This window comes from Phytopseudomonas argentinensis (assembly GCF_900113905.1).
In the GTDB taxonomy this organism is placed as follows: domain Bacteria; phylum Pseudomonadota; class Gammaproteobacteria; order Pseudomonadales; family Pseudomonadaceae; genus Aquipseudomonas; species Aquipseudomonas argentinensis.
The window spans coordinates 15827-32453 of the sequence record NZ_FORC01000007.1; the positions used below are offsets into that span (position 1 = coordinate 15827).

Here is a 16627-nt window from a genome sequence, read left to right on the forward strand (position 1 = left end):
AGCCCACGCCTCGGCTGGCACACTTGGCGTCGATATAGAGATGGAAATGCAATGAACGACTGGCTAGATGCAATCAAGTGGGACGATAACGGCCTGGTGCCGGCAATCGCCCAGGATCACCAGACCGGGCGCATTCTGATGATGGCCTGGATGAACCGTGAAGCATTGGCGCTGACCGCCCGCGAGGGGCGCGCCATCTATTGGTCACGTTCGCGTGGCAAGCTGTGGCGCAAGGGCGAGGAGTCCGGTCACGTACAGAAGCTGCATGAATTGCGCCTGGACTGCGACGCCGATGTCATCGTGCTGATGGTCGAGCAGCTGGGCGGCATCGCCTGCCACACCGGTCGCGAAAGCTGCTTCTACCGCGTGTTCGAGAACGGTGCCTGGAAAACCGTCGATGCGGTGCTGAAAGATCCGCACACCATCTATTCGCCGGAGCACCGCCATGACTGATACCCTCAAGCGCCTGGCCGAGGTGCTGGAGTCGCGAAAGGGCGCGGCACCGGACAGCTCGTACGTGGCCAGCCTGTACCACAAGGGCCTGAACAAGATTCTGGAGAAGGTCGGCGAAGAATCGGTGGAAACCATTCTCGCCGCCAAGGATGCTGCCGCCAGTGGCGACTGCAGCGACCTGATCTACGAAACCGCCGATCTGTGGTTCCACAGCCTGGTCATGCTGGCCGCGCTGGATCAGCACCCGCAGGCGGTGCTCGATGAACTGGATCGCCGTTTCGGCCTGTCGGGGCACGCGGAAAAAGCCGCGCGCAACGATGGCGACACTCAATAAAGACGCTGACGAGGACTACGAAACATGGGCATTTTCGACTGGAAACACTGGGTCGTCATTCTGATCGTCGTGGTGCTGGTGTTCGGCACCAAGAAGCTCAAGAACCTCGGCTCCGACCTCGGCGAAACCATCAAGGGTTTCCGCAAGGCGATGAACGAGGAAGACGGCAAGCCGGCCGAGCCGCACGCGCAACAGCCGCAACAACCACAACAGCCCTACCAGCAGCAGGCGCCGCTGAACCAGCCGCACACCGTTGAAGGCCAGGCCAGCAAAGTCGAAGAACCGCTGCGCAAAGACTGAGGCAAAGCATGTTCGGTATCAGTTTCAGCGAGCTGCTGCTGGTCGGGCTGATTGCCCTGCTGGTGCTCGGCCCCGAGCGTCTGCCAGGCGCAGCGCGCACGGCGGGGCTGTGGATCGGGCGCATCAAGCGCAGCTTCAATTCGATCAAGGAAGAGGTCGAGCGCGAGATCGGCGCCGACGAAATCCGCCGGCAACTGCATAACGAACGTATCCTCGAACTGGAGCGCGAGATGCAGGCGGTGAAGAACGACATTCTGCCGCCGGCGCCCCAGGCCAGCGTGCCGCCGCCCGCCATGCAATCGCCCAGTGCTGCCGAGCCCGTTGCACAAGCGCCGGTGGAGCCTGCCCCAGCGCCGGCTACCCCGCCCGCCCCGGCGCCCGTCGCCAGCCAGAACAAGACGCCGCAACCATGAGTCGACTGCCCGACAACGACCAGGAAATGCCGCTGGTCTCGCACCTTGCCGAGTTACGCACGCGCCTGTTGCGCTGTGTGGCGGCGATCTTCCTGATCTTCGCCGGCCTGTTCTACTTCGCCCAGAAGATCTACACCCTGGTATCGGCGCCGCTGCGCCAGTACCTGCCGGAAGGCGCGACGATGATCGCCACCGATGTGGCCTCGCCGTTCCTTACGCCCTTCAAGCTGACCATGATCGTCGCGGTGTTCCTGGCCATGCCGGTGATCCTGCACCAGGTCTGGGGCTTTATCGCGCCGGGGCTGTACAAGCACGAGAAGCGCATCGCCATTCCGCTGCTGATCTCCAGCATCATCCTGTTCTACGCCGGCATGGCCTTCGCCTACTTTCTGGTGTTCCCGATCATCTTCCACTTCTTCGCCAGCGTGACGCCCGAAGGCGTGTCGATGATGACCGACATCGCCAGCTACCTCGACTTCGTGATGACGCTGTTCTTCGCCTTTGGCGTAGCGTTCGAGATTCCGGTGGCCGTGGTACTGCTGATCTGGATCGGCATCGTCGACGTCGAATACCTGCGCAAGATCCGCCCGTACGTGATCATCGGCTGCTTCGTGGTCGGCATGATCCTCACCCCGCCGGATATTTTTTCCCAGACCCTGCTGGCGGTGCCGATGTGGTTGCTGTTCGAGCTGGGCATCCTGGCCGGCAGCCTGATCCGCACGCGCCGCGGCCAGCCGGATGAAGAAGACGAAAACGCACCGACCGACCAGCCGCCCAGCGTCCAGCCATGAACCTGCTGCTGCTCGAGGACGGTGACTTCGTCGCCGCCGACCGCGTACGCCTGAGCGGTCGCCGCCTCATTCATCTCAATGAAGTGCACCGCGCCGAGAACGGCGACACCCTGCGTGTCGGTCGCCTCGGCGGGCAGATGGGCCGCGGCCAGCTGTTGCAGCTCGACACCAAAAGCGCCGAACTGCAGGTGGCCTTCGATCAGCCGCCGCCCGCCAAGCTGCCGATCACCCTGCTGCTGGCCCTGCCGCGCCCGAAGATGCTCAAGCGCGTGCTGCAGAGCGTCAGCGCCATGGGCGTGCCGCGGCTGATCCTGCTCAACAGCTACCGGGTGGAAAAAAGCTTCTGGCAGACGCCCTTTCTCGAGCCCGCGGCGATTCGCGAGCAACTGATCCTCGGCCTGGAGCAGGCCCGCGATACGCTGCTGCCCGAGGTAATCATCGAGAAGCGCTTCAAACCCTTTGTCGAGGATCGCCTGCCGCAGCTGGCCGCCGGTACCCTCGGCCTGACCGGCCACCCCGGCGATTATCCCGCCTGCCCGCGCGCCGTCGAACAGCCGGTAACCCTGGCCATCGGCCCGGAAGGCGGCTGGATTCCCTACGAAGTCGACAAGCTCACCGAAGCCGGCCTGCAGCCGGTGCAGCTGGGCGAACGCATTCTGCGGGTGGAAACGGCGGTGACAGCGCTGCTTGCCCGGTTGTTCTGAGCGGCAGCTCAAGGGCGGCTCGGTAGCAGTAGCCGTCTTGGTTGCAATATCTGTGGGAGCGGGCGGGGACGCCTAGTCCATGCCCGCGATTCGCGCGCATGGCGCGCTCCCACAAAAGCAGATCATCGTCCGCTTCAACGACATCGGGTAGCACCTTGCTCAGCCCATCGATTTGGCGCCAGCCTGCGGTATGCCTATGATGAACACCTCGTGCCCACAAGGAGCTGTCATGCGCCGTCTGCTCACCGGCATCACCGTTATCCTCCTGCTGCTGCTCAACACCTTGATCCTGATCGGGCCGATGATGCTGATCGCCATCGGCAGGCTGGTGTTGCCCGTCAAGGCGCTGAAGGCAGCCTGTTCGCGCCAGGTGATGAATATCGCCGAGGCCTGGGCGGAGAACTGCAAGCGTATCTTCGCCGCGCTCACGCCGACCCAGTGGGATATCCGCGGCAACGCCGAGCTGCGCCAGGACACCTCCTACCTGATCATCAGCAACCACCAATCCTGGGTCGATATTCCCGCGCTGGTGCAGGCCTTCAACCGCAAGACGCCCTACTTCAAGTTCTTTCTCAAACAGCAACTGATCTGGATGCCGTTTCTCGGCCTGGCGTTCTGGGCGCTGGACTACCCCTTTATGAAGCGCTACAGCAAGGCCAAGCTGGAGAAGTATCCGCACCTCAAGGGCCAGGACCTGGAAATAACCCGCCGCGCCTGCGAGAAATTCCGGGATCTGCCGGTCACGGTGGTCAACTACCTGGAAGGCACCCGCTTCACCCCGGCCAAACGGGCACAGCAGGGCTCGCCGTACCGCTATCTGCTCAAGCCCAAGGCCGGCGGTGTGGCCTTCGTGCTGGCGGCCCTGGGTGAACAGCTCGACGCCATTCTCGACGTCACCCTCGTCTACCCGGAAGGCACCCCGCCCGGCTTCTGGAAGCTGGCCAGCGGCCAGGTGCCGAAGGTCATCATGGATATCCGCACCCGCGCGCTGGAGCCAGCGCTGTGGCAAGGCGACTACCAGAACGACCCGGACTTTCGCCTGCACGTGCAGGAGTGGGTCAGTGGGCTGTGGGAAGAGAAGGATGCATTGATCGCCAGGCTCAAGCAGGAAGCAGAGGGCTGAACCTGCTCTAACAGGCCGTTGAAAAAACTACCTACGCTGCCGGCACATCGTTAAAAACAGCCTCGCGTGCGAGCCCAGTCGAAATGCTCATGTACAACTCGTACACTCCGCTTTTGACTCACTGCGTTCGCCCTACGGGCCAGCCTTCGGCTGTTACCGCGCTGCGCTACGTTTCGGCTGTTTTTGCGCGGCCGCCATCGGCCTCGTTCCGGCGGCCTCGCTGACGTTTTTCAACGGTCTGCTAGCCGGGGCAGATCGATCAATCCGGCAGGATCATATGGCCGGCCTCATCGAGTGGCGCAAAGGGGTTGTGCGCCAGCTCCCAGAGATGGCCATCGGGGTCGGCGAAGTAGCCCGAGTAACCACCCCAGAACACTTTTCCAGGCGCCTTGACCTGCCGCGCGCCCGAGGCGACAGCGAGCGCCATGGCGGCGTCGACGGCCTCGGGGCTATCCAGGTTGTGCGCCAGGGTAATGCCGGCGAAGCCTGCCGGACCCGCTTCGGGCAGGTTGGCGTCCCTGGCCAGCTCGTCGCGCGAGAACAAGCCCAGGGCGAGGCCCTTGAGCTTGATGAAGACGATCTGCTCCTGGGACGCGGAGGAACGCCTCCAGCCCAGCCGTTCGTAGAAGGCGGCACTGGCCTGTACATCGGCGACGCCGAGGGTGATCAGGGAAATCCGTCGGTCAAAGCTCATACGTTGCTCCTGCAGTGGTTGAGCCAGCCGCGCGGCCCGGGTGCTGTCAACAATGATCCAAGGTTCTGCCAGGCCTCACGTCAAGGCCGCATAAGCCATCAGAAACGGTAGAGCCACGCGATCCCAGGATAGTCGGCAAAGGCCCGGGGGAACAGCAAGTCCCCGCGATAAAAGGGGTTGTCGAGTCGCGTCCAGACGGGCTCGAAGTCGGGATCCTGAGACTTGATGGCCTCGGCGAGCAGGGTCGTGCAATAGCGGTGAGGCTGGCTACGTACTTCCAACACGAATGGCGCCCCCACCGCATCGACCACCACCTGGGCGGCCGCCTGCTTCTGGTGTGGGTTCAGAAACTCGGGACGGGCGATCGCGAAGTGACGCGCCAATGCGGGCTGCAGAAAGTCCTCGAGCGTGCTGATCAGCACCTGGTTCAAGCGCTGCGGGTCGTCATCGGTGGTGGCATGCACCACCAGCACCCGCGGCTCGGTGGCCACCACCATGCCGATATGCGAATAGTCGCCACCGCCCATTTGCTGCACCAGACGGCTGTCTGCCGAATGGCCGAGACGAAACAGCCAGTCGCCTGTCTGCAGTGCTGGCAGTTGGCTCAGGTCAGGCCCGCTAGGCATGGGTTGGGCCTTGGGCAACCAGCAGAGCAGCATGAGCCCTGCCAGGAGAATCGAAAGCGCCAGCAGATACCGGGAACGATGGCTCAGATACGAACCTTCCACTGGTCGTCGACCTTGGTCAGCCGAACCGACTCGGTCTGGGCCGGCACATCGGCTTTCTTGAAGGTGATCGTGACCTTGCTGGTAGCCTGGCTCTTGTCATCGTTGTAGATGGCTTCGTCAGCCTTTACCTCGGCGACGCCGCCCAGCTTGGCCGCCTGTTCGGAGCGCTTGGTCACGGCCATTTTCAACTTGCCGCGAACCATCTCCTCGGCACCCTCCTCGGCGTCGGCAGGCACGGCAATCAGTTTGTACATGCCGTCCGCATCGTTGGAAAACGACGCCTCGATAAAGGATTTCGCCACCGCTTCGGGTGAGTCACTGGACGAACACGCCGCGAGCAGTACAGCGCTGAGGGCAATGAGGAGGAAACGCGATAGAGCAGCCATGAACGATCCTTGCAGGCAATGAGACGCAGCAAGCGCCCCGAAAAAGGGCACCCAGTCTAACGCCGTGACCAGTCATGTCAAAGTGTGTCAGGCAGAAGCGAGGCCCTTGACGGGCCCCGCCTGTGCAGCCTCAGGCAGCGCTGAAGGTCTTGTGCGGGTCGATGACGAATTTCTTCGGTACGCCGGCATCGAACTCGCCGTAGCCACGGGGTGCGTCGTCCAGGCTGATGACCTGCACGCCGACCACTTCGGCGATGTTGATGCGATCCCACATGATGGCCTGCATCAGCGCGCGGTTGTACTTCATTACCGGAGTCTGGCCGGTGTGGAAGCTGTGCGACTTGGCCCAGCCAAGGCCGAAGCGGATGCTCAGGCTGCCGATCTTCGCCGCCGCGTCCACAGCGCCTGGGTCTTCGGTGACGTAGAGGCCGGGGATACCGATCTTGCCAGCAACCCGTACCACACCCATCAGCGAGTTGAGCACCGTGGCCGGTGCTTCGTGCTGAGCACCGGAGTGACCGTGGCCGCGGGCCTCGAAGCCTACTGCATCGACCGCGCAATCCACTTCCGGCTCACCGAGCAGTTCAGCGATCTGTTCGTGCAGCGGCGTGTCCTTGGACAGGTCGGCGATCTCGAAGCCTTGGGCCTTGGCGTGGGCCAGGCGTACCGGGTTGACGTCACCGACGATCACCACTGCGGCGCCCAGCAGGCGCGCCGAGGCAGCTGCGGCCAGGCCAACCGGGCCGGCACCGGCGATATAAACGCTGCTGCCCGGGCCAACACCTGCGGTGACGGCACCGTGGTAGCCGGTCGGCAGGATGTCGGAGAGGCAGGTCAGGTCACGGATTTTCTCCATGGCCTTGTCGCGATCCGGCAGCTTGAGCAGGTTGAAGTCGGCATAGGGCACCAGCACGTATTCGGCCTGGCCGCCGGTCCAGTCGCCCATGTCCACGTAACCGTAGGCACCGCCGGCACGCGCCGGGTTGACGGTCAGGCACACGCCGGTGTGCTGTTCCTTGCAGGAGCGGCAACGGCCGCAGGCGACGTTGAAGGGTACCGAAACCAGATCGCCGATTTTCAGGTTCTCGACATCGCTGCCCTTCTCGATCACCTCGCCGGTGATCTCGTGACCGAGCACCAGGCCGACCTGGGCGGTGGTACGGCCACGCACCATGTGCTGGTCGGAGCCGCAGATATTGGTGGAGACGACCTTGAGAATGACCCCGTGCTCGATCTTGCGACCGCGCGGATCCTGCATCTTCGGATAGTCGATCTTCTGGACTTCGACCTTGCCTGCGCCGAGATAGACGACACCGCGATTACCAGACATATGAATCTCCTTTCTTCTTGTGGATGCAAGGCGCGTAGGTCTTGCAATGGAGTATTGAAGCGCCTGTCTCGGCACCCGCCGGTGAGGGCAGGACGGCTACCGAGTGCTCGCGCTGACGATACTGGCAGCACGAATGGGTCTAGCCAGACTAACCAGCGGATGTCGCGCCCGCGGATACAAAACCGACAGCCGCCGTTCTCTGTGCGGCACGTCTCTGGTTAGAGGACTACGGTGCGGTTGGCGTTGAGGAACACCCGGCGCTCGAGGAAGTAGCCGACCGCACGGGCCAGGGTCAGGCACTCGATATCGCGGCCTTTGGCCACCAGATCCTCGGGATAGTGCGCATGATCGACGCTTTCCACCCCTTGGGTGATGATCGGGCCTTCGTCCAGGTCGTTGTTGATGAAGTGGGCGGTGGCGCCGACCAGCTTCACGCCCTTCTGGTACGCCTGGTGGTAAGGCTTGGCGCCCTTGAAACCGGGCAGCAGCGAGTGGTGGATGTTGATCGCACGGCCGTCGAGCTTGCGACACAGCTCGGCGGACAGCACCTGCATGTAGCGGGCGAGCACCACCAGCTCGGCGCCGGTGTCCTCGACCACCTGCATGACCCGGCGCTCCTGGGCAGGCTTGTCGTTGGGGTCGAGGGGAAAGTGGTGGTACGGGATGCCGTGCCAGTCGGCCAGGGGCTTGAGATCCGGGTGGTTGGAGACGATGGCGGTGATGTCCATCGGCAACTGGCCGGTGCGTTGGCGGTAGAGCAGGTCGTTGAGGCAGTGGTCAGCCTTGGAGACCATGATCACCACCTTGGCGCGGTAGCCCGGCGCGGTCAGCTCGGTGCGCATGTCGAACGGCGCGGTGCGCTCGTCGAGGCCGGCAAGAAACGCCGCCTCGTCGAAATCCGCCTGGGTGCGGAACTCCACGCGGATGAAGAAGCGACTGGCCAGGCGGTCATCGAAGCTGTGGTGCTCGGTGACGTAGCAGCCCTGCTCGAACAGGTAGCGGGTCACCACGTCCACGGTACCCAGCAGGCTCGGGCAGTGGGCGGTAAGAATCCAGGTGTCGGGGGTGCGGCTCATGAAAGCGATTCCTTGTGCAGATCGCTCCCATGCGCCGACCGGCAGTGCACGACGGGGAGCATAATTGGCTGCATCCATACGCAGCCTTGGGGAGTGGTGAAGCTAAAGCAGCAGTGACGGTCAGCATTTATTCTGTGGGAACGGGCGGGGACGCCTAGTCCATGCCAGCGATTTTTCGCGGGCATGGCCCGCTCCCACAATGGATTACAGCAACCAGGCCTAGGCCTCCACGGCCAGCCCGTATTCCGCGCTGGCATCCTGCAGCCACAGCCAGAAGTAGTCGGAGAAGCTGCGGCGGATCAGCAGTTCCCAGGTGTCCTCGCCGGTATGGCGAATCACCAGCTGGGACTTGGCGAACACCGTGCCCACGGCCTTGCCCACCGGGAAGTTGTTCGGGTGCACGTCGTAGCTGCTGGACTTCATCAGCAGCTCACGTACCTTCGGCCCACGCAGTTCCAGCAGGGTCTGCCCGCCGCTGACGTTGACCACCGAGATGTGCTGGCCATCCAGGGCCTCACGCAGCGTGCGCTCGACCTCCAGCTCGCTGCCGCCGGGTACGATCAGCAGCCATTCGTCTGGGCCCAGCCACTGCAGCGAGGTGTCGCCATTGGCCACCAGCATCAGGGCGCCCGGCAGCTCCAGGCCCAGGGCCTTGTGCACGCCGCCGGCGAAGTTGGCGTCGTCGGCATCGCCGCGCAGCACCAGGTGACCGAGCAGCTTCTTCTCGCGCAGCGTCACCCCGGCGCCCTGGCGGCCCTTGCCGGCCAACTCGTGCAGGCCGGCATGGTGCAGCGGCGATTGCCCGGCGATATCGTCAGGGCGTTGCTTGTAGACATTGACGTTAGACATTCTGGCGGTCCCCTTTCGGGTCATAGAACACGGGGCTGACGATTTCGGCTTCGATCACGCTGCCATCCACCAGCGGCGCGTACACGCGCTCCCCAATGCGCTTGAGGCCGCCCCTGACCAGTGCCATGGCGAAGGAGTGACCCATCGCGGCGCTCATGTAGCTGGAGGTGACATGGCCAACCATGGTCATCGGAATCGGCTGCTTGGGATCGAACACCAGCTGTGCACCTTCGGGCAGCACCTTGTTCGGGTCCACCGGCTTGAGGCCGATCAGCTGCTTGCGGTTTTCCTTGAGGCAGTCCTCGCGGTTCATGCCGCGCCAGCCGATCCAGGAGAACGGTTTGTTACGACCGACGCACCAGCCCATGCCCAGGTCGTCCGGGGTGACCGAACCATCGGTGTCCTGGCCGACGATGATGAAGCCCTTCTCGGCGCGCAGCACGTGCATGGTCTCGGTACCGTAAGGGGTCAGGCCATGCTTCTTGCCGGCTTCGACGATCTGCTCGAGCACGCCCATGGCGTAGTCGGCCTGCACGTTGACTTCGTAGGAAAGCTCACCGGTGAAGGAGATGCGGAACACCCGCGCCGGTACGCCGCCGACCTTGCCTTCCTTCCAGGTCATGAACGGGAAGGCGTCCTTGTCCAGGTCGATGTCGGTGACCTCGGCCAGCAGCTTGCGGCTGTTGGGGCCGGACAGGGTCATGGTCGCCCAGTGGTCGGTAACCGAAGTGAAGTACACCTTCAGCTCCGGCCACTCGGTCTGGTGATAGATCTCCAGCCACTCCAGCACGCGCCCGGCGCCACCGGTGGTGGTGGTCATGACGAAGTGGTTGTCGGCCAGACAGGCGGTCACGCCGTCGTCGAAGACCATGCCGTCTTCCTTGCACATCAGGCCATAGCGGGCCTTGCCCACGTCCAGCTTGGTCCAGGCGTTGGTGTACACGCGGTTGAGGAACTCGCGGGCATCGGGGCCCTGGATGTCGATCTTGCCCAGGGTCGAGGCGTCGAGAAGACCCACTGCGTTACGCACGGCCTTGCATTCGCGGGCCACGGCGGCGTGCAGATCCTCACCGTTTTGCGGGAAGTACCAGGGACGTTTCCACTGGCCAACGTCCTCGAACTCGGCGCCCTGCTGCAGGTGCCATTTGTGCAGCGCGGTATAGCGCTTGGGCTCGAACAGCTCGCCGCAGTGACGGCCGGCGATGCTGCCGAAGGTCACCGGGGTGTAGTTCGGGCGGAACATGGTGGTGCCCATCTCACTGATGCTGATCCCCAGCGAACGGGCGGCGATGGCCAGGCCATTGATGTTACCCAGCTTGCCCTGGTCGGTGCCGAAGCCCAGCGCGGTGTAACGCTTGACGTGCTCGACCGACTCGAAGCCCTCGCGGGTGGCCAGCTCGATGCCGGCGGCGGTGACATCGTTCTGTTGGTCGACGAATTGCTTCGGCGCCCGGGCGGTGTTCTTGTCGTGGGGCACCTGGAAAAGCGCGATGGTGGCTTCCTCGATGCGCTTCTCGGCCTTTGGCAGGGTGCCGGTCACCGGCTGGAAGCCCGCTTCGGCGGCCGCCTTGGCACCGGCTTCGAAACCATCGGCGAGGCTGTCGCCCATGCCGAACACGCCGTTCACGGCACCGGCACAATGACGCTTCTGGAAGCCCTCACCCGGCACGAAGGCGAGGATGTCTTCACGCCAGACGGGACGACCGCCCAGGTGCGACGCCAGGTGCACCACCGGGCTGTAGCCGCCGGAGCTGACGATCAGGTCGCAGTCGAGGGTCTCGCCCGGACTGGTGACCTTGTGCCTGGCGGCGTCGATGGCGCAGATGCGCGCACCGGTGACGCGCTTGCTGCCCCGCGCTTCGACCACGGCGCTGCCGGTGAGCACACGCACGCCACGCCGACGCGCTTCCTCGACCCAGCTGCCACGCGGGTTGCTGCGCGCGTCGGCCACCGCCACCACCTGGCGACCGGCGTCGAGCCAGTCGAGCACCACGCGGTAGGCATAATCGTTGTTGGTCGACAGCACCAGCTTCTGCCCGGGCGCCACGCCGTAGCGGCGCACGTAGGTCGACACGGCATCGGCCAGCATGTTGCCGGGCACGTCGTTGTTGGCGTACACCAGCGGCCGCTCGTGGGCGCCGGTGGCCAGCACCACCCGGCCGGCCCGCACGCGGTGCAGGCGCTGACGCGGCTGGCCCATGGGCGCGACTTCACCCAGGTGATCGGTGAGGCGCTGGTGGATGGTGAGGAAGTTGTGGTCGTGGTAACCGTTGACCGTGGCGCGCGGCAGCAGGGTCACTTCCGGCATGGCCTGCAACTCGGCAATGGCCGTGGCGGCCCACTCGGCGGCTGGCTTGTCGTCGAGCATCTCGCGGGTGGAGAGCAGGCTGCCACCGAGCTCTTCCTGCTCGTCGGCGAGGATCACCCGTGCGCCGCTGCGCCCAGCGGCCAGGGCCGCAGCCAGGCCGGCAGGACCGGCGCCGACCACCAGCACGTCACAGTGCTGGTTCAGGTAGTCGTAGATGTCCGGGTCATTTTCCTTCGGTGCGCGACCGAGGCCTGCGGCCTTGCGAATGTACTTCTCGTAGGTCAGCCACAGGTTCTGCGGGTACATGAAGGTCTTGTAATAGAAACCGGGCGGCATCATGCCACCGCCGACCTTGCCGAGAATGCCCATCAGGTCGGTGTTGACGCTCGGCCAGCCGTTGGTGCTGGTGGCGCTCAGGTTGGCGTACAGCGCCTGCTGGGTGGCACGCACGTTGGGAATCTGCGCCGCTTCGGTGCTGCCGATCTGCAGCACCGCATTGGGCTCTTCGGCGCCGGCGGCGACGATGCCGCGCGGGCGCGAGTACTTGAAGCTGCGGCCGACCACGTCGACGCCGTTGGCCAACAGCGCGGCGGCCAGGGTATCGCCGGCATAACCCTGGTAGGTCTGGCCGTTGAAGCTGAAGGTCAGCGGCTGGCTGCGGTCGATGCGGCCACCCTGGGAAAGACGATTGACCTGGCTCATGCCGTTACTCCTTGGTCAGCGGCCTTTTTCACGGCGAGCGAAGCTTCAGTGACGCTGGGGCGCTCGCCGATCTTGTAGGTTTCGAGAATCTCGTAGCTCACCGTGTGACGGGTGACGTTGAAATACTGACGGCAGCCCGCCGCGTGGATCCACAGCTCGTGGTGGATACCGCGCGGGTTGTCGCGGAAGAACAGGTACTCGCCCCACTCCGCGTCGGTGCAGGCGTTGGGGTCCAGCGGGCGGGCGATGTGCGCCTGGCCGGCGGGGTGGAATTCTTCTTCGGAACGCAGTTCGCCACAGTGAGGGCAGAAGATGTGCAACATGCTCGGTACCTCCAGAAAACCATCGTCCCCCTCTCAGCGAGAGAGGGCGCCAAAATCAGTGCGCCACACCGGCAGCGCCGTGCTCGTCGATCAGCGCACCGTTGTGGAAGCGCTCGATGGAGAAGGCCTTGGCCAGCGGATGCATCTCGCCCTTGGCCAGGCTGGCCGCGAACACGTTGCCCGAGCCCGGCGTGGCCTTGAAGCCACCGGTGCCCCAGCCGCAGTTGAAGAACAGGTTCTTCACCGGCGTCTTGGCGATGATCGGGCAGGCATCCGGCGTGGTGTCGACGATGCCGCCCCACTGGCGGTTCATGCGCACCCGCGAGAGCACCGGGAACATCTCGACGATGGCCTGCAGGGTGTGTTCGATGGTCGGGTAGGAGCCGCGCTGGCCGTAGCCGTTGTAGCCGTCGATGCCGGCGCCGATGACAAGGTCGCCCTTGTCCGACTGGCTGATGTAGCCGTGCACGGCGTTGGACATGATCACCGTGTCGATAATGGGTTTGATCGGCTCGGAAACCAGTGCCTGCAGCGGGTGCGATTCCAGCGGCAGGCGGAAGCCGGCGAGCTTGGCCAGGTGCCCGGAGTTGCCGGCGGCGACCACGCCAACGCGCTTGGCGCCGATGAAGCCCTTGTTGGTTTCCACGCCGATCACCGCACCGTCCTGCTTGCGGAAGCCGATGACTTCGGTCTGCTGGATCAGGTCGACGCCCAGGGCATCGGCGGCACGGGCGAAGCCCCAGGCAACGGCATCGTGGCGGGCCACCCCACCACGGCGCTGCAGCGAGGCACCGAGGATCGGGTAACGGGTGTTCTTCGAGCAATCCAGGTAGGGGATCATCTCCGCCACCTGCTTGGCGTCCACCACCTCGCCGTCGATACCGTTGAGGCGGTTGGCGCTGACGCGGCGCTCGATGTCGCGCATGTCCTGCAGGGTGTGGCCAAGGTTGAACACGCCGCGCTGGGAGAACATGACGTTGTAGTTGAGGTCCTGGGACAGGCCTTCCCAGAGCTTCATCGCGTGCTCGTAGAGGTGCGCTGATTCGTCCCACAGGTAGTTGGAACGCACGATGGTGGTGTTGCGTGCGGTGTTGCCACCACCCAGCCAGCCCTTCTCCACCACGGCGACGTTCTTCACACCGAATTCCTTGGCCAGGTAATAGGCGGTGGCAAGGCCGTGGCCGCCACCGCCGACGATGACCACGTCATAAACCGGCTTGGGCGTCGGGTTGCGCCACATGCGCTGCCAGTTTTCATGGTGGCTGAAAGAATGCTTGAACAGGCCAAAGCCGGAATAGCGCTGCATGGGGAACTCCTGAATTCTGCTTGCCTGTAGAGGTACCCCTGACCGCAGGATGGGTCGCACCGCGTAGGCACAACCCATCAATCACTGATGGGTTTTCACCCATCCTGCGGCTAGAGCTGACGCCCTACGTAACGACTGTGTCTCAGCGGTAAACCGGGTAATCGGCGCACAGACCGGCCGCCAGACCAGCGACCTGGGCCTCGACATCGGCGTCGCCGAGGTGCTCGAGGATGTCGGCGATCCAGCCCGCCAGCTCACGGCACTGGGCTTCCTTGAAGCCGCGGGTGGTGACCGCTGGGGTACCGATGCGCAGGCCTGAGGTCACGAATGGCGACTGCGGGTCGTTGGGCACGGCGTTCTTGTTGACGGTGATACCGGCGCGGCCGAGGGCGGCGTCGGCGTCCTTGCCGGTGATGCCCTGCTTGATCAGCGAGAGCAGGAACAGGTGGTTGTCGGTGCCGCCGGACACCACATCGAAGCCGCGCTCGATGAACACCGCGGCCATGGCCTGGGCGTTCTTGATCACCTGGGCCTGGTACTCCTTGAACGACGGCTCCAGCGCCTCCTTGAAGCACACCGCCTTGGCGGCGATCACGTGCATCAGCGGGCCGCCCTGGGCGCCAGGGAACACCGCGGCATTGAGCTTCTTCTCGATCTCTTCGTTGGCCTTGGCGAGGATCAGCCCGCCACGTGGGCCACGCAGGGTCTTGTGGGTGGTGGTGGTGACCACGTCGGCCAGCGGAATCGGGTTCGGGTACAGGCCTGCAGCAACCAGCCCCGCCACGTGGGCCATGTCGACGAAGAGCAAGGCTCCGACCTTGTCGGCAATGGCGCGGAAACGCGGGAAATCCAGCGTCTTGGAGTAGGCCGAGAAGCCGGCGACGATCATCTTCGGCTTGTGCTCGACGGCCAGGCGCTCGACTTCGTCATAGTCGATCAGCCCGGTATCGGTATCGATGCCGTACTGCACGGCGTTGTACAGCTTGCCCGAGGACGACACCTTGGCGCCGTGGGTCAGGTGGCCGCCGTGGGCCAGGCTCATGCCCAGAATGGTGTCGCCGGGCTGCAGCAGCGCCAGGTACACGGCGGAGTTGGCGGAAGAGCCGGAGTGCGGCTGCACGTTGGCGTAGTCGGCGCCGAACAGCTGCTTGGCGCGCTCGATGGCCAGCGCCTCGACCTTGTCCACATGCTCGCAGCCACCGTAGTAGCGCTTGCCCGGATAGCCTTCGGCGTACTTGTTAGTCAGGCCGCTACCCTGGGCTTCCATCACCCGCTTGCTGGTGTAGTTTTCCGAGGCAATCAGCTCGATGTGATGTTCCTGACGACGCTCCTCGGCCTGCATGGCACTGAGCAGGGCGTCATCGTAGCCTTGAATCTGATCTTGCTTGCTGAACATCACGTTTCTCCCCGAGGCGCCTTGCAGCGCCGCATCTGGCTCGGTTGCTCGATATGAGTCTTGTTGCAGCGATGGTATGACTCGCCCTTGAGAACCAGATGCCTATGTACGCCACGGGAGATTGCGTTTGCGACATGCGCAAGCGTCGCAATTGTGCATGCCCCGGGCGTCGCTCAGAGGCTGCGCAGTGCCACCAGCACGAGAAAGTGCGCGGGGTAGAACAGATAGGCCCAGCGCCTGACCGGCGGCACCGCAAAGGGCGGCCGCAGGCGCAACAGCAGCAGGCCCAGCAATGGCGCAAACAGACAGATGCCAAGCACGCTCCAGGCAAAGGGATCGCCCCGGGCGGCATCGGCATAGAACGGCGCCCAGTAGTTGGCCGCCAAGCAGCAGACCATCGGCAGCAGCCAGAGCGCACGGGAGCCACGCAGCGCCAGCAGGAAGGCCGCTGGCAGCAGCGCCCCGAAGGCGCCGAACATCAGCCACTCATGGGCCAGCACCGCAGTCGCCAGCGCGCCGGCGCCCAACCAGCGCGCCTGGATGTCAGTTCGCTGCACGGCGTTGGCGATCAGCAGCCCGAGCATCAGGGTCGGCATCACGTTGAGCGATTCGGCAGTCGGCACCAGCAGCCGGTACGGCCATTCGGAGATCAGCGCGAACAGCAGCAGCCAGCCCAGGTAGCGCGCCGACAAGCCGCTGGCGTCCCCCATCCGGGGCCGCGCGACATTGGCGGCAATGGCCAGGCAGAACAATGGAAAGGCCAGGCGCCCAGGCACATAAAGAAAGTACAGCGACGGCCAGGCATGGCGCAGGTGATCGATCAGCATGGTCAGCAGCGCCAGCCATTTGATCAGATCGAGGGCCGCGTCACGGCTGCGGATGAGGGGCTGCTGGGGAGATGAGGATGGCATACACGCGCATCAGGCTGACGGATGAGGCATCACGGTAGAGGCTGCCAGCGCGATGGCGCAAATGAAAAGGGCGGCGCCGAACTGCGCCGCCCTCCAGGTGCTTACTGCAGCTTTGCGTTACAGCTGCTCGAGGCGGTTACCAGGCGCTTCTGCAGAGCGGCATCCGGCGGCACCTGCTTGCTCATCTCGGCCATTTCCGCTTCGCTGAATTCCTGGCTGACCTTGGTCGCCGCGCAATCACAGAAGGCGGTCAGCTTTTCCTGCGAGTGGCCGGACTGAGCGCCCTTCACGCATTCCTGCACGAAGGTCGACTTGGCTTCCGGCGACCACTGCTGAGCGGCTACGGCCGGCAGGGCGAAAGCGAGCGGTGCAAAAAGGGCGATCAGATGACGGTAGCTCATGGTGGGCTCCTGTAGCTTGGGATCGGTGAGTCCTTGAATGAACTCTCTGTTTTGTGAGCCCATCGACGCCCGTGAGTTCAGAATTAATGGGGCCGCCCG

19 protein-coding genes are annotated in these 16627 nt (G+C 64.2%); 7 read left to right on the forward strand and 12 right to left on the reverse strand.

The window, feature by feature from the left end; all coding sequences use genetic code 11:
• Nucleotides 1-51: 51 nt before the first annotated feature.
• The 7 genes from hisI to BM154_RS22395 all read left to right on the forward strand — a co-directional run bounded on the left by hisI (nt 52) and on the right by BM154_RS22395 (nt 4118).
• Nucleotides 52-453: a phosphoribosyl-AMP cyclohydrolase gene (hisI, locus tag BM154_RS22365; RefSeq protein ID WP_074889746.1), complete on the forward strand. Its 402-nt coding sequence runs from the start codon at nt 52-54 to the stop codon at nt 451-453.
• Nucleotides 446-787, forward strand: a complete 342-nt coding sequence (locus tag BM154_RS22370; RefSeq protein ID WP_074889747.1) for a phosphoribosyl-ATP diphosphatase — start codon at nt 446-448, stop codon at nt 785-787. The genes hisI and BM154_RS22370 overlap by 8 nt, the downstream gene beginning before the upstream one ends.
• A gap of 24 nt (nt 788-811) precedes the next feature.
• A complete protein-coding gene (locus BM154_RS22375; RefSeq protein ID WP_074889750.1) occupies nt 812-1087 on the forward strand; it encodes a twin-arginine translocase TatA/TatE family subunit in 276 nt (91 codons plus the stop codon).
• 8 nt (nt 1088-1095) lie between these two features.
• Complete coding sequence (gene tatB, locus BM154_RS22380; RefSeq protein ID WP_074889753.1) at nt 1096-1500, forward strand: Sec-independent protein translocase protein TatB; 405 nt, start codon at nt 1096-1098, stop codon at nt 1498-1500.
• Nucleotides 1497-2291: a twin-arginine translocase subunit TatC gene (tatC, locus tag BM154_RS22385; protein WP_074889756.1), complete on the forward strand. Its 795-nt coding sequence runs from the start codon at nt 1497-1499 to the stop codon at nt 2289-2291. The genes tatB and tatC overlap by 4 nt, the downstream gene beginning before the upstream one ends.
• The gene (locus BM154_RS22390; protein WP_074889758.1) at nt 2288-2995 is read left to right on the forward strand and encodes a 16S rRNA (uracil(1498)-N(3))-methyltransferase; all 708 of its coding nucleotides are present in this window, start codon (nt 2288-2290) and stop codon (nt 2993-2995) included. Before tatC ends, BM154_RS22390 begins: the two co-directional genes overlap by 4 nt.
• A 229-nt stretch (nt 2996-3224) precedes the next feature.
• Entirely contained in the window at nt 3225-4118 is an 894-nt protein-coding gene (locus BM154_RS22395; RefSeq protein WP_074889761.1) for an acyltransferase, read from the forward strand.
• A gap of 259 nt (nt 4119-4377) precedes the next feature.
• On the opposite strand, the gene BM154_RS22400 is transcribed toward BM154_RS22395, so the two are convergent.
• The 12 genes from BM154_RS22400 to BM154_RS22455 all read right to left on the reverse strand — a co-directional run bounded on the left by BM154_RS22400 (nt 4378) and on the right by BM154_RS22455 (nt 16528).
• Nucleotides 4378-4812, reverse strand: a complete 435-nt coding sequence (locus BM154_RS22400; RefSeq protein WP_074889764.1) for a VOC family protein — start codon at nt 4810-4812, stop codon at nt 4378-4380.
• Between the two features lie 98 nt (nt 4813-4910).
• Nucleotides 4911-5438: a YiiX/YebB-like N1pC/P60 family cysteine hydrolase gene (locus BM154_RS22405; RefSeq protein WP_244157257.1), complete on the reverse strand. Its 528-nt coding sequence runs from the start codon at nt 5436-5438 to the stop codon at nt 4911-4913.
• Between the two features lie 83 nt (nt 5439-5521).
• Entirely contained in the window at nt 5522-5926 is a 405-nt protein-coding gene (locus BM154_RS22410; RefSeq protein ID WP_074889770.1) for a DUF4878 domain-containing protein, read from the reverse strand.
• Between the two features lie 130 nt (nt 5927-6056).
• Nucleotides 6057-7256: a formaldehyde dehydrogenase, glutathione-independent gene (gene fdhA / locus BM154_RS22415; protein WP_074889772.1), complete on the reverse strand. Its 1200-nt coding sequence runs from the start codon at nt 7254-7256 to the stop codon at nt 6057-6059.
• 218 nt (nt 7257-7474) lie between these two features.
• Complete coding sequence (purU, locus tag BM154_RS22420; RefSeq protein ID WP_074889775.1) at nt 7475-8332, reverse strand: formyltetrahydrofolate deformylase; 858 nt, start codon at nt 8330-8332, stop codon at nt 7475-7477.
• A gap of 219 nt (nt 8333-8551) precedes the next feature.
• The gene (locus BM154_RS22425) at nt 8552-9181 is read right to left on the reverse strand and encodes a sarcosine oxidase subunit gamma (protein ID WP_074889778.1); all 630 of its coding nucleotides are present in this window, start codon (nt 9179-9181) and stop codon (nt 8552-8554) included.
• Entirely contained in the window at nt 9174-12191 is a 3018-nt protein-coding gene (locus BM154_RS22430; protein WP_074889781.1) for a sarcosine oxidase subunit alpha, read from the reverse strand. Before BM154_RS22430 ends, BM154_RS22425 begins: the two co-directional genes overlap by 8 nt.
• Nucleotides 12188-12514 carry a sarcosine oxidase subunit delta gene (locus BM154_RS22435; RefSeq protein ID WP_074889783.1) on the reverse strand — a complete coding sequence of 109 codons (327 nt, stop codon included), beginning with the start codon at nt 12512-12514 and terminating at the stop codon, nt 12188-12190. Before BM154_RS22435 ends, BM154_RS22430 begins: the two co-directional genes overlap by 4 nt.
• 55 nt (nt 12515-12569) lie before the next feature.
• The gene (locus BM154_RS22440) at nt 12570-13820 is read right to left on the reverse strand and encodes a sarcosine oxidase subunit beta family protein (RefSeq protein WP_074889786.1); all 1251 of its coding nucleotides are present in this window, start codon (nt 13818-13820) and stop codon (nt 12570-12572) included.
• A gap of 142 nt (nt 13821-13962) precedes the next feature.
• Nucleotides 13963-15216 (reverse strand): serine hydroxymethyltransferase, encoded by a 1254-nt coding sequence (glyA, locus tag BM154_RS22445; RefSeq protein WP_074889789.1) that lies wholly within the window; start codon nt 15214-15216, stop codon nt 13963-13965.
• A 173-nt stretch (nt 15217-15389) separates the two neighbouring features.
• On the reverse strand, nt 15390-16127 hold the full coding sequence (locus BM154_RS22450; protein WP_074889792.1) for a TraX family protein: 738 nt from the start codon (nt 16125-16127) through the stop codon (nt 15390-15392).
• Between the two features lie 101 nt (nt 16128-16228).
• Nucleotides 16229-16528 carry a hypothetical protein gene (locus tag BM154_RS22455; protein ID WP_074889795.1) on the reverse strand — a complete coding sequence of 100 codons (300 nt, stop codon included), beginning with the start codon at nt 16526-16528 and terminating at the stop codon, nt 16229-16231.
• Nucleotides 16529-16627 lie beyond the last annotated feature (99 nt).

Coding starts and splice junctions, on each gene's coding strand:
- purU (WP_074889775.1), bottom strand. CDS start 8,332: ATGAGCCGCACCCCCGACACCTGGATTCTTACCGCCCACTGCCCGAGC.
- BM154_RS22405 (WP_244157257.1), bottom strand. CDS start 5,438: ATGCCTAGCGGGCCTGACCTGAGCCAACTGCCAGCACTGCAGACAGGC.
- BM154_RS22440 (WP_074889786.1), bottom strand. CDS start 13,820: ATGCAGCGCTATTCCGGCTTTGGCCTGTTCAAGCATTCTTTCAGCCAC.
- glyA (WP_074889789.1), bottom strand. CDS start 15,216: ATGTTCAGCAAGCAAGATCAGATTCAAGGCTACGATGACGCCCTGCTC.
- BM154_RS22370 (WP_074889747.1), top strand. CDS start 446: ATGACTGATACCCTCAAGCGCCTGGCCGAGGTGCTGGAGTCGCGAAAG.
- tatB (WP_074889753.1), top strand. CDS start 1,096: ATGTTCGGTATCAGTTTCAGCGAGCTGCTGCTGGTCGGGCTGATTGCC.
- BM154_RS22375 (WP_074889750.1), top strand. CDS start 812: ATGGGCATTTTCGACTGGAAACACTGGGTCGTCATTCTGATCGTCGTG.
- hisI (WP_074889746.1), top strand. CDS start 52: ATGAACGACTGGCTAGATGCAATCAAGTGGGACGATAACGGCCTGGTG.
- BM154_RS22400 (WP_074889764.1), bottom strand. CDS start 4,812: ATGAGCTTTGACCGACGGATTTCCCTGATCACCCTCGGCGTCGCCGAT.
- BM154_RS22410 (WP_074889770.1), bottom strand. CDS start 5,926: ATGGCTGCTCTATCGCGTTTCCTCCTCATTGCCCTCAGCGCTGTACTG.
- BM154_RS22390 (WP_074889758.1), top strand. CDS start 2,288: ATGAACCTGCTGCTGCTCGAGGACGGTGACTTCGTCGCCGCCGACCGC.
- BM154_RS22435 (WP_074889783.1), bottom strand. CDS start 12,514: ATGTTGCACATCTTCTGCCCTCACTGTGGCGAACTGCGTTCCGAAGAA.
- BM154_RS22450 (WP_074889792.1), bottom strand. CDS start 16,127: ATGCCATCCTCATCTCCCCAGCAGCCCCTCATCCGCAGCCGTGACGCG.
- BM154_RS22425 (WP_074889778.1), bottom strand. CDS start 9,181: ATGTCTAACGTCAATGTCTACAAGCAACGCCCTGACGATATCGCCGGG.
- tatC (WP_074889756.1), top strand. CDS start 1,497: ATGAGTCGACTGCCCGACAACGACCAGGAAATGCCGCTGGTCTCGCAC.
- fdhA (WP_074889772.1), bottom strand. CDS start 7,256: ATGTCTGGTAATCGCGGTGTCGTCTATCTCGGCGCAGGCAAGGTCGAA.
- BM154_RS22395 (WP_074889761.1), top strand. CDS start 3,225: ATGCGCCGTCTGCTCACCGGCATCACCGTTATCCTCCTGCTGCTGCTC.
- BM154_RS22455 (WP_074889795.1), bottom strand. CDS start 16,528: ATGAGCTACCGTCATCTGATCGCCCTTTTTGCACCGCTCGCTTTCGCC.
- BM154_RS22430 (WP_074889781.1), bottom strand. CDS start 12,191: ATGAGCCAGGTCAATCGTCTTTCCCAGGGTGGCCGCATCGACCGCAGC.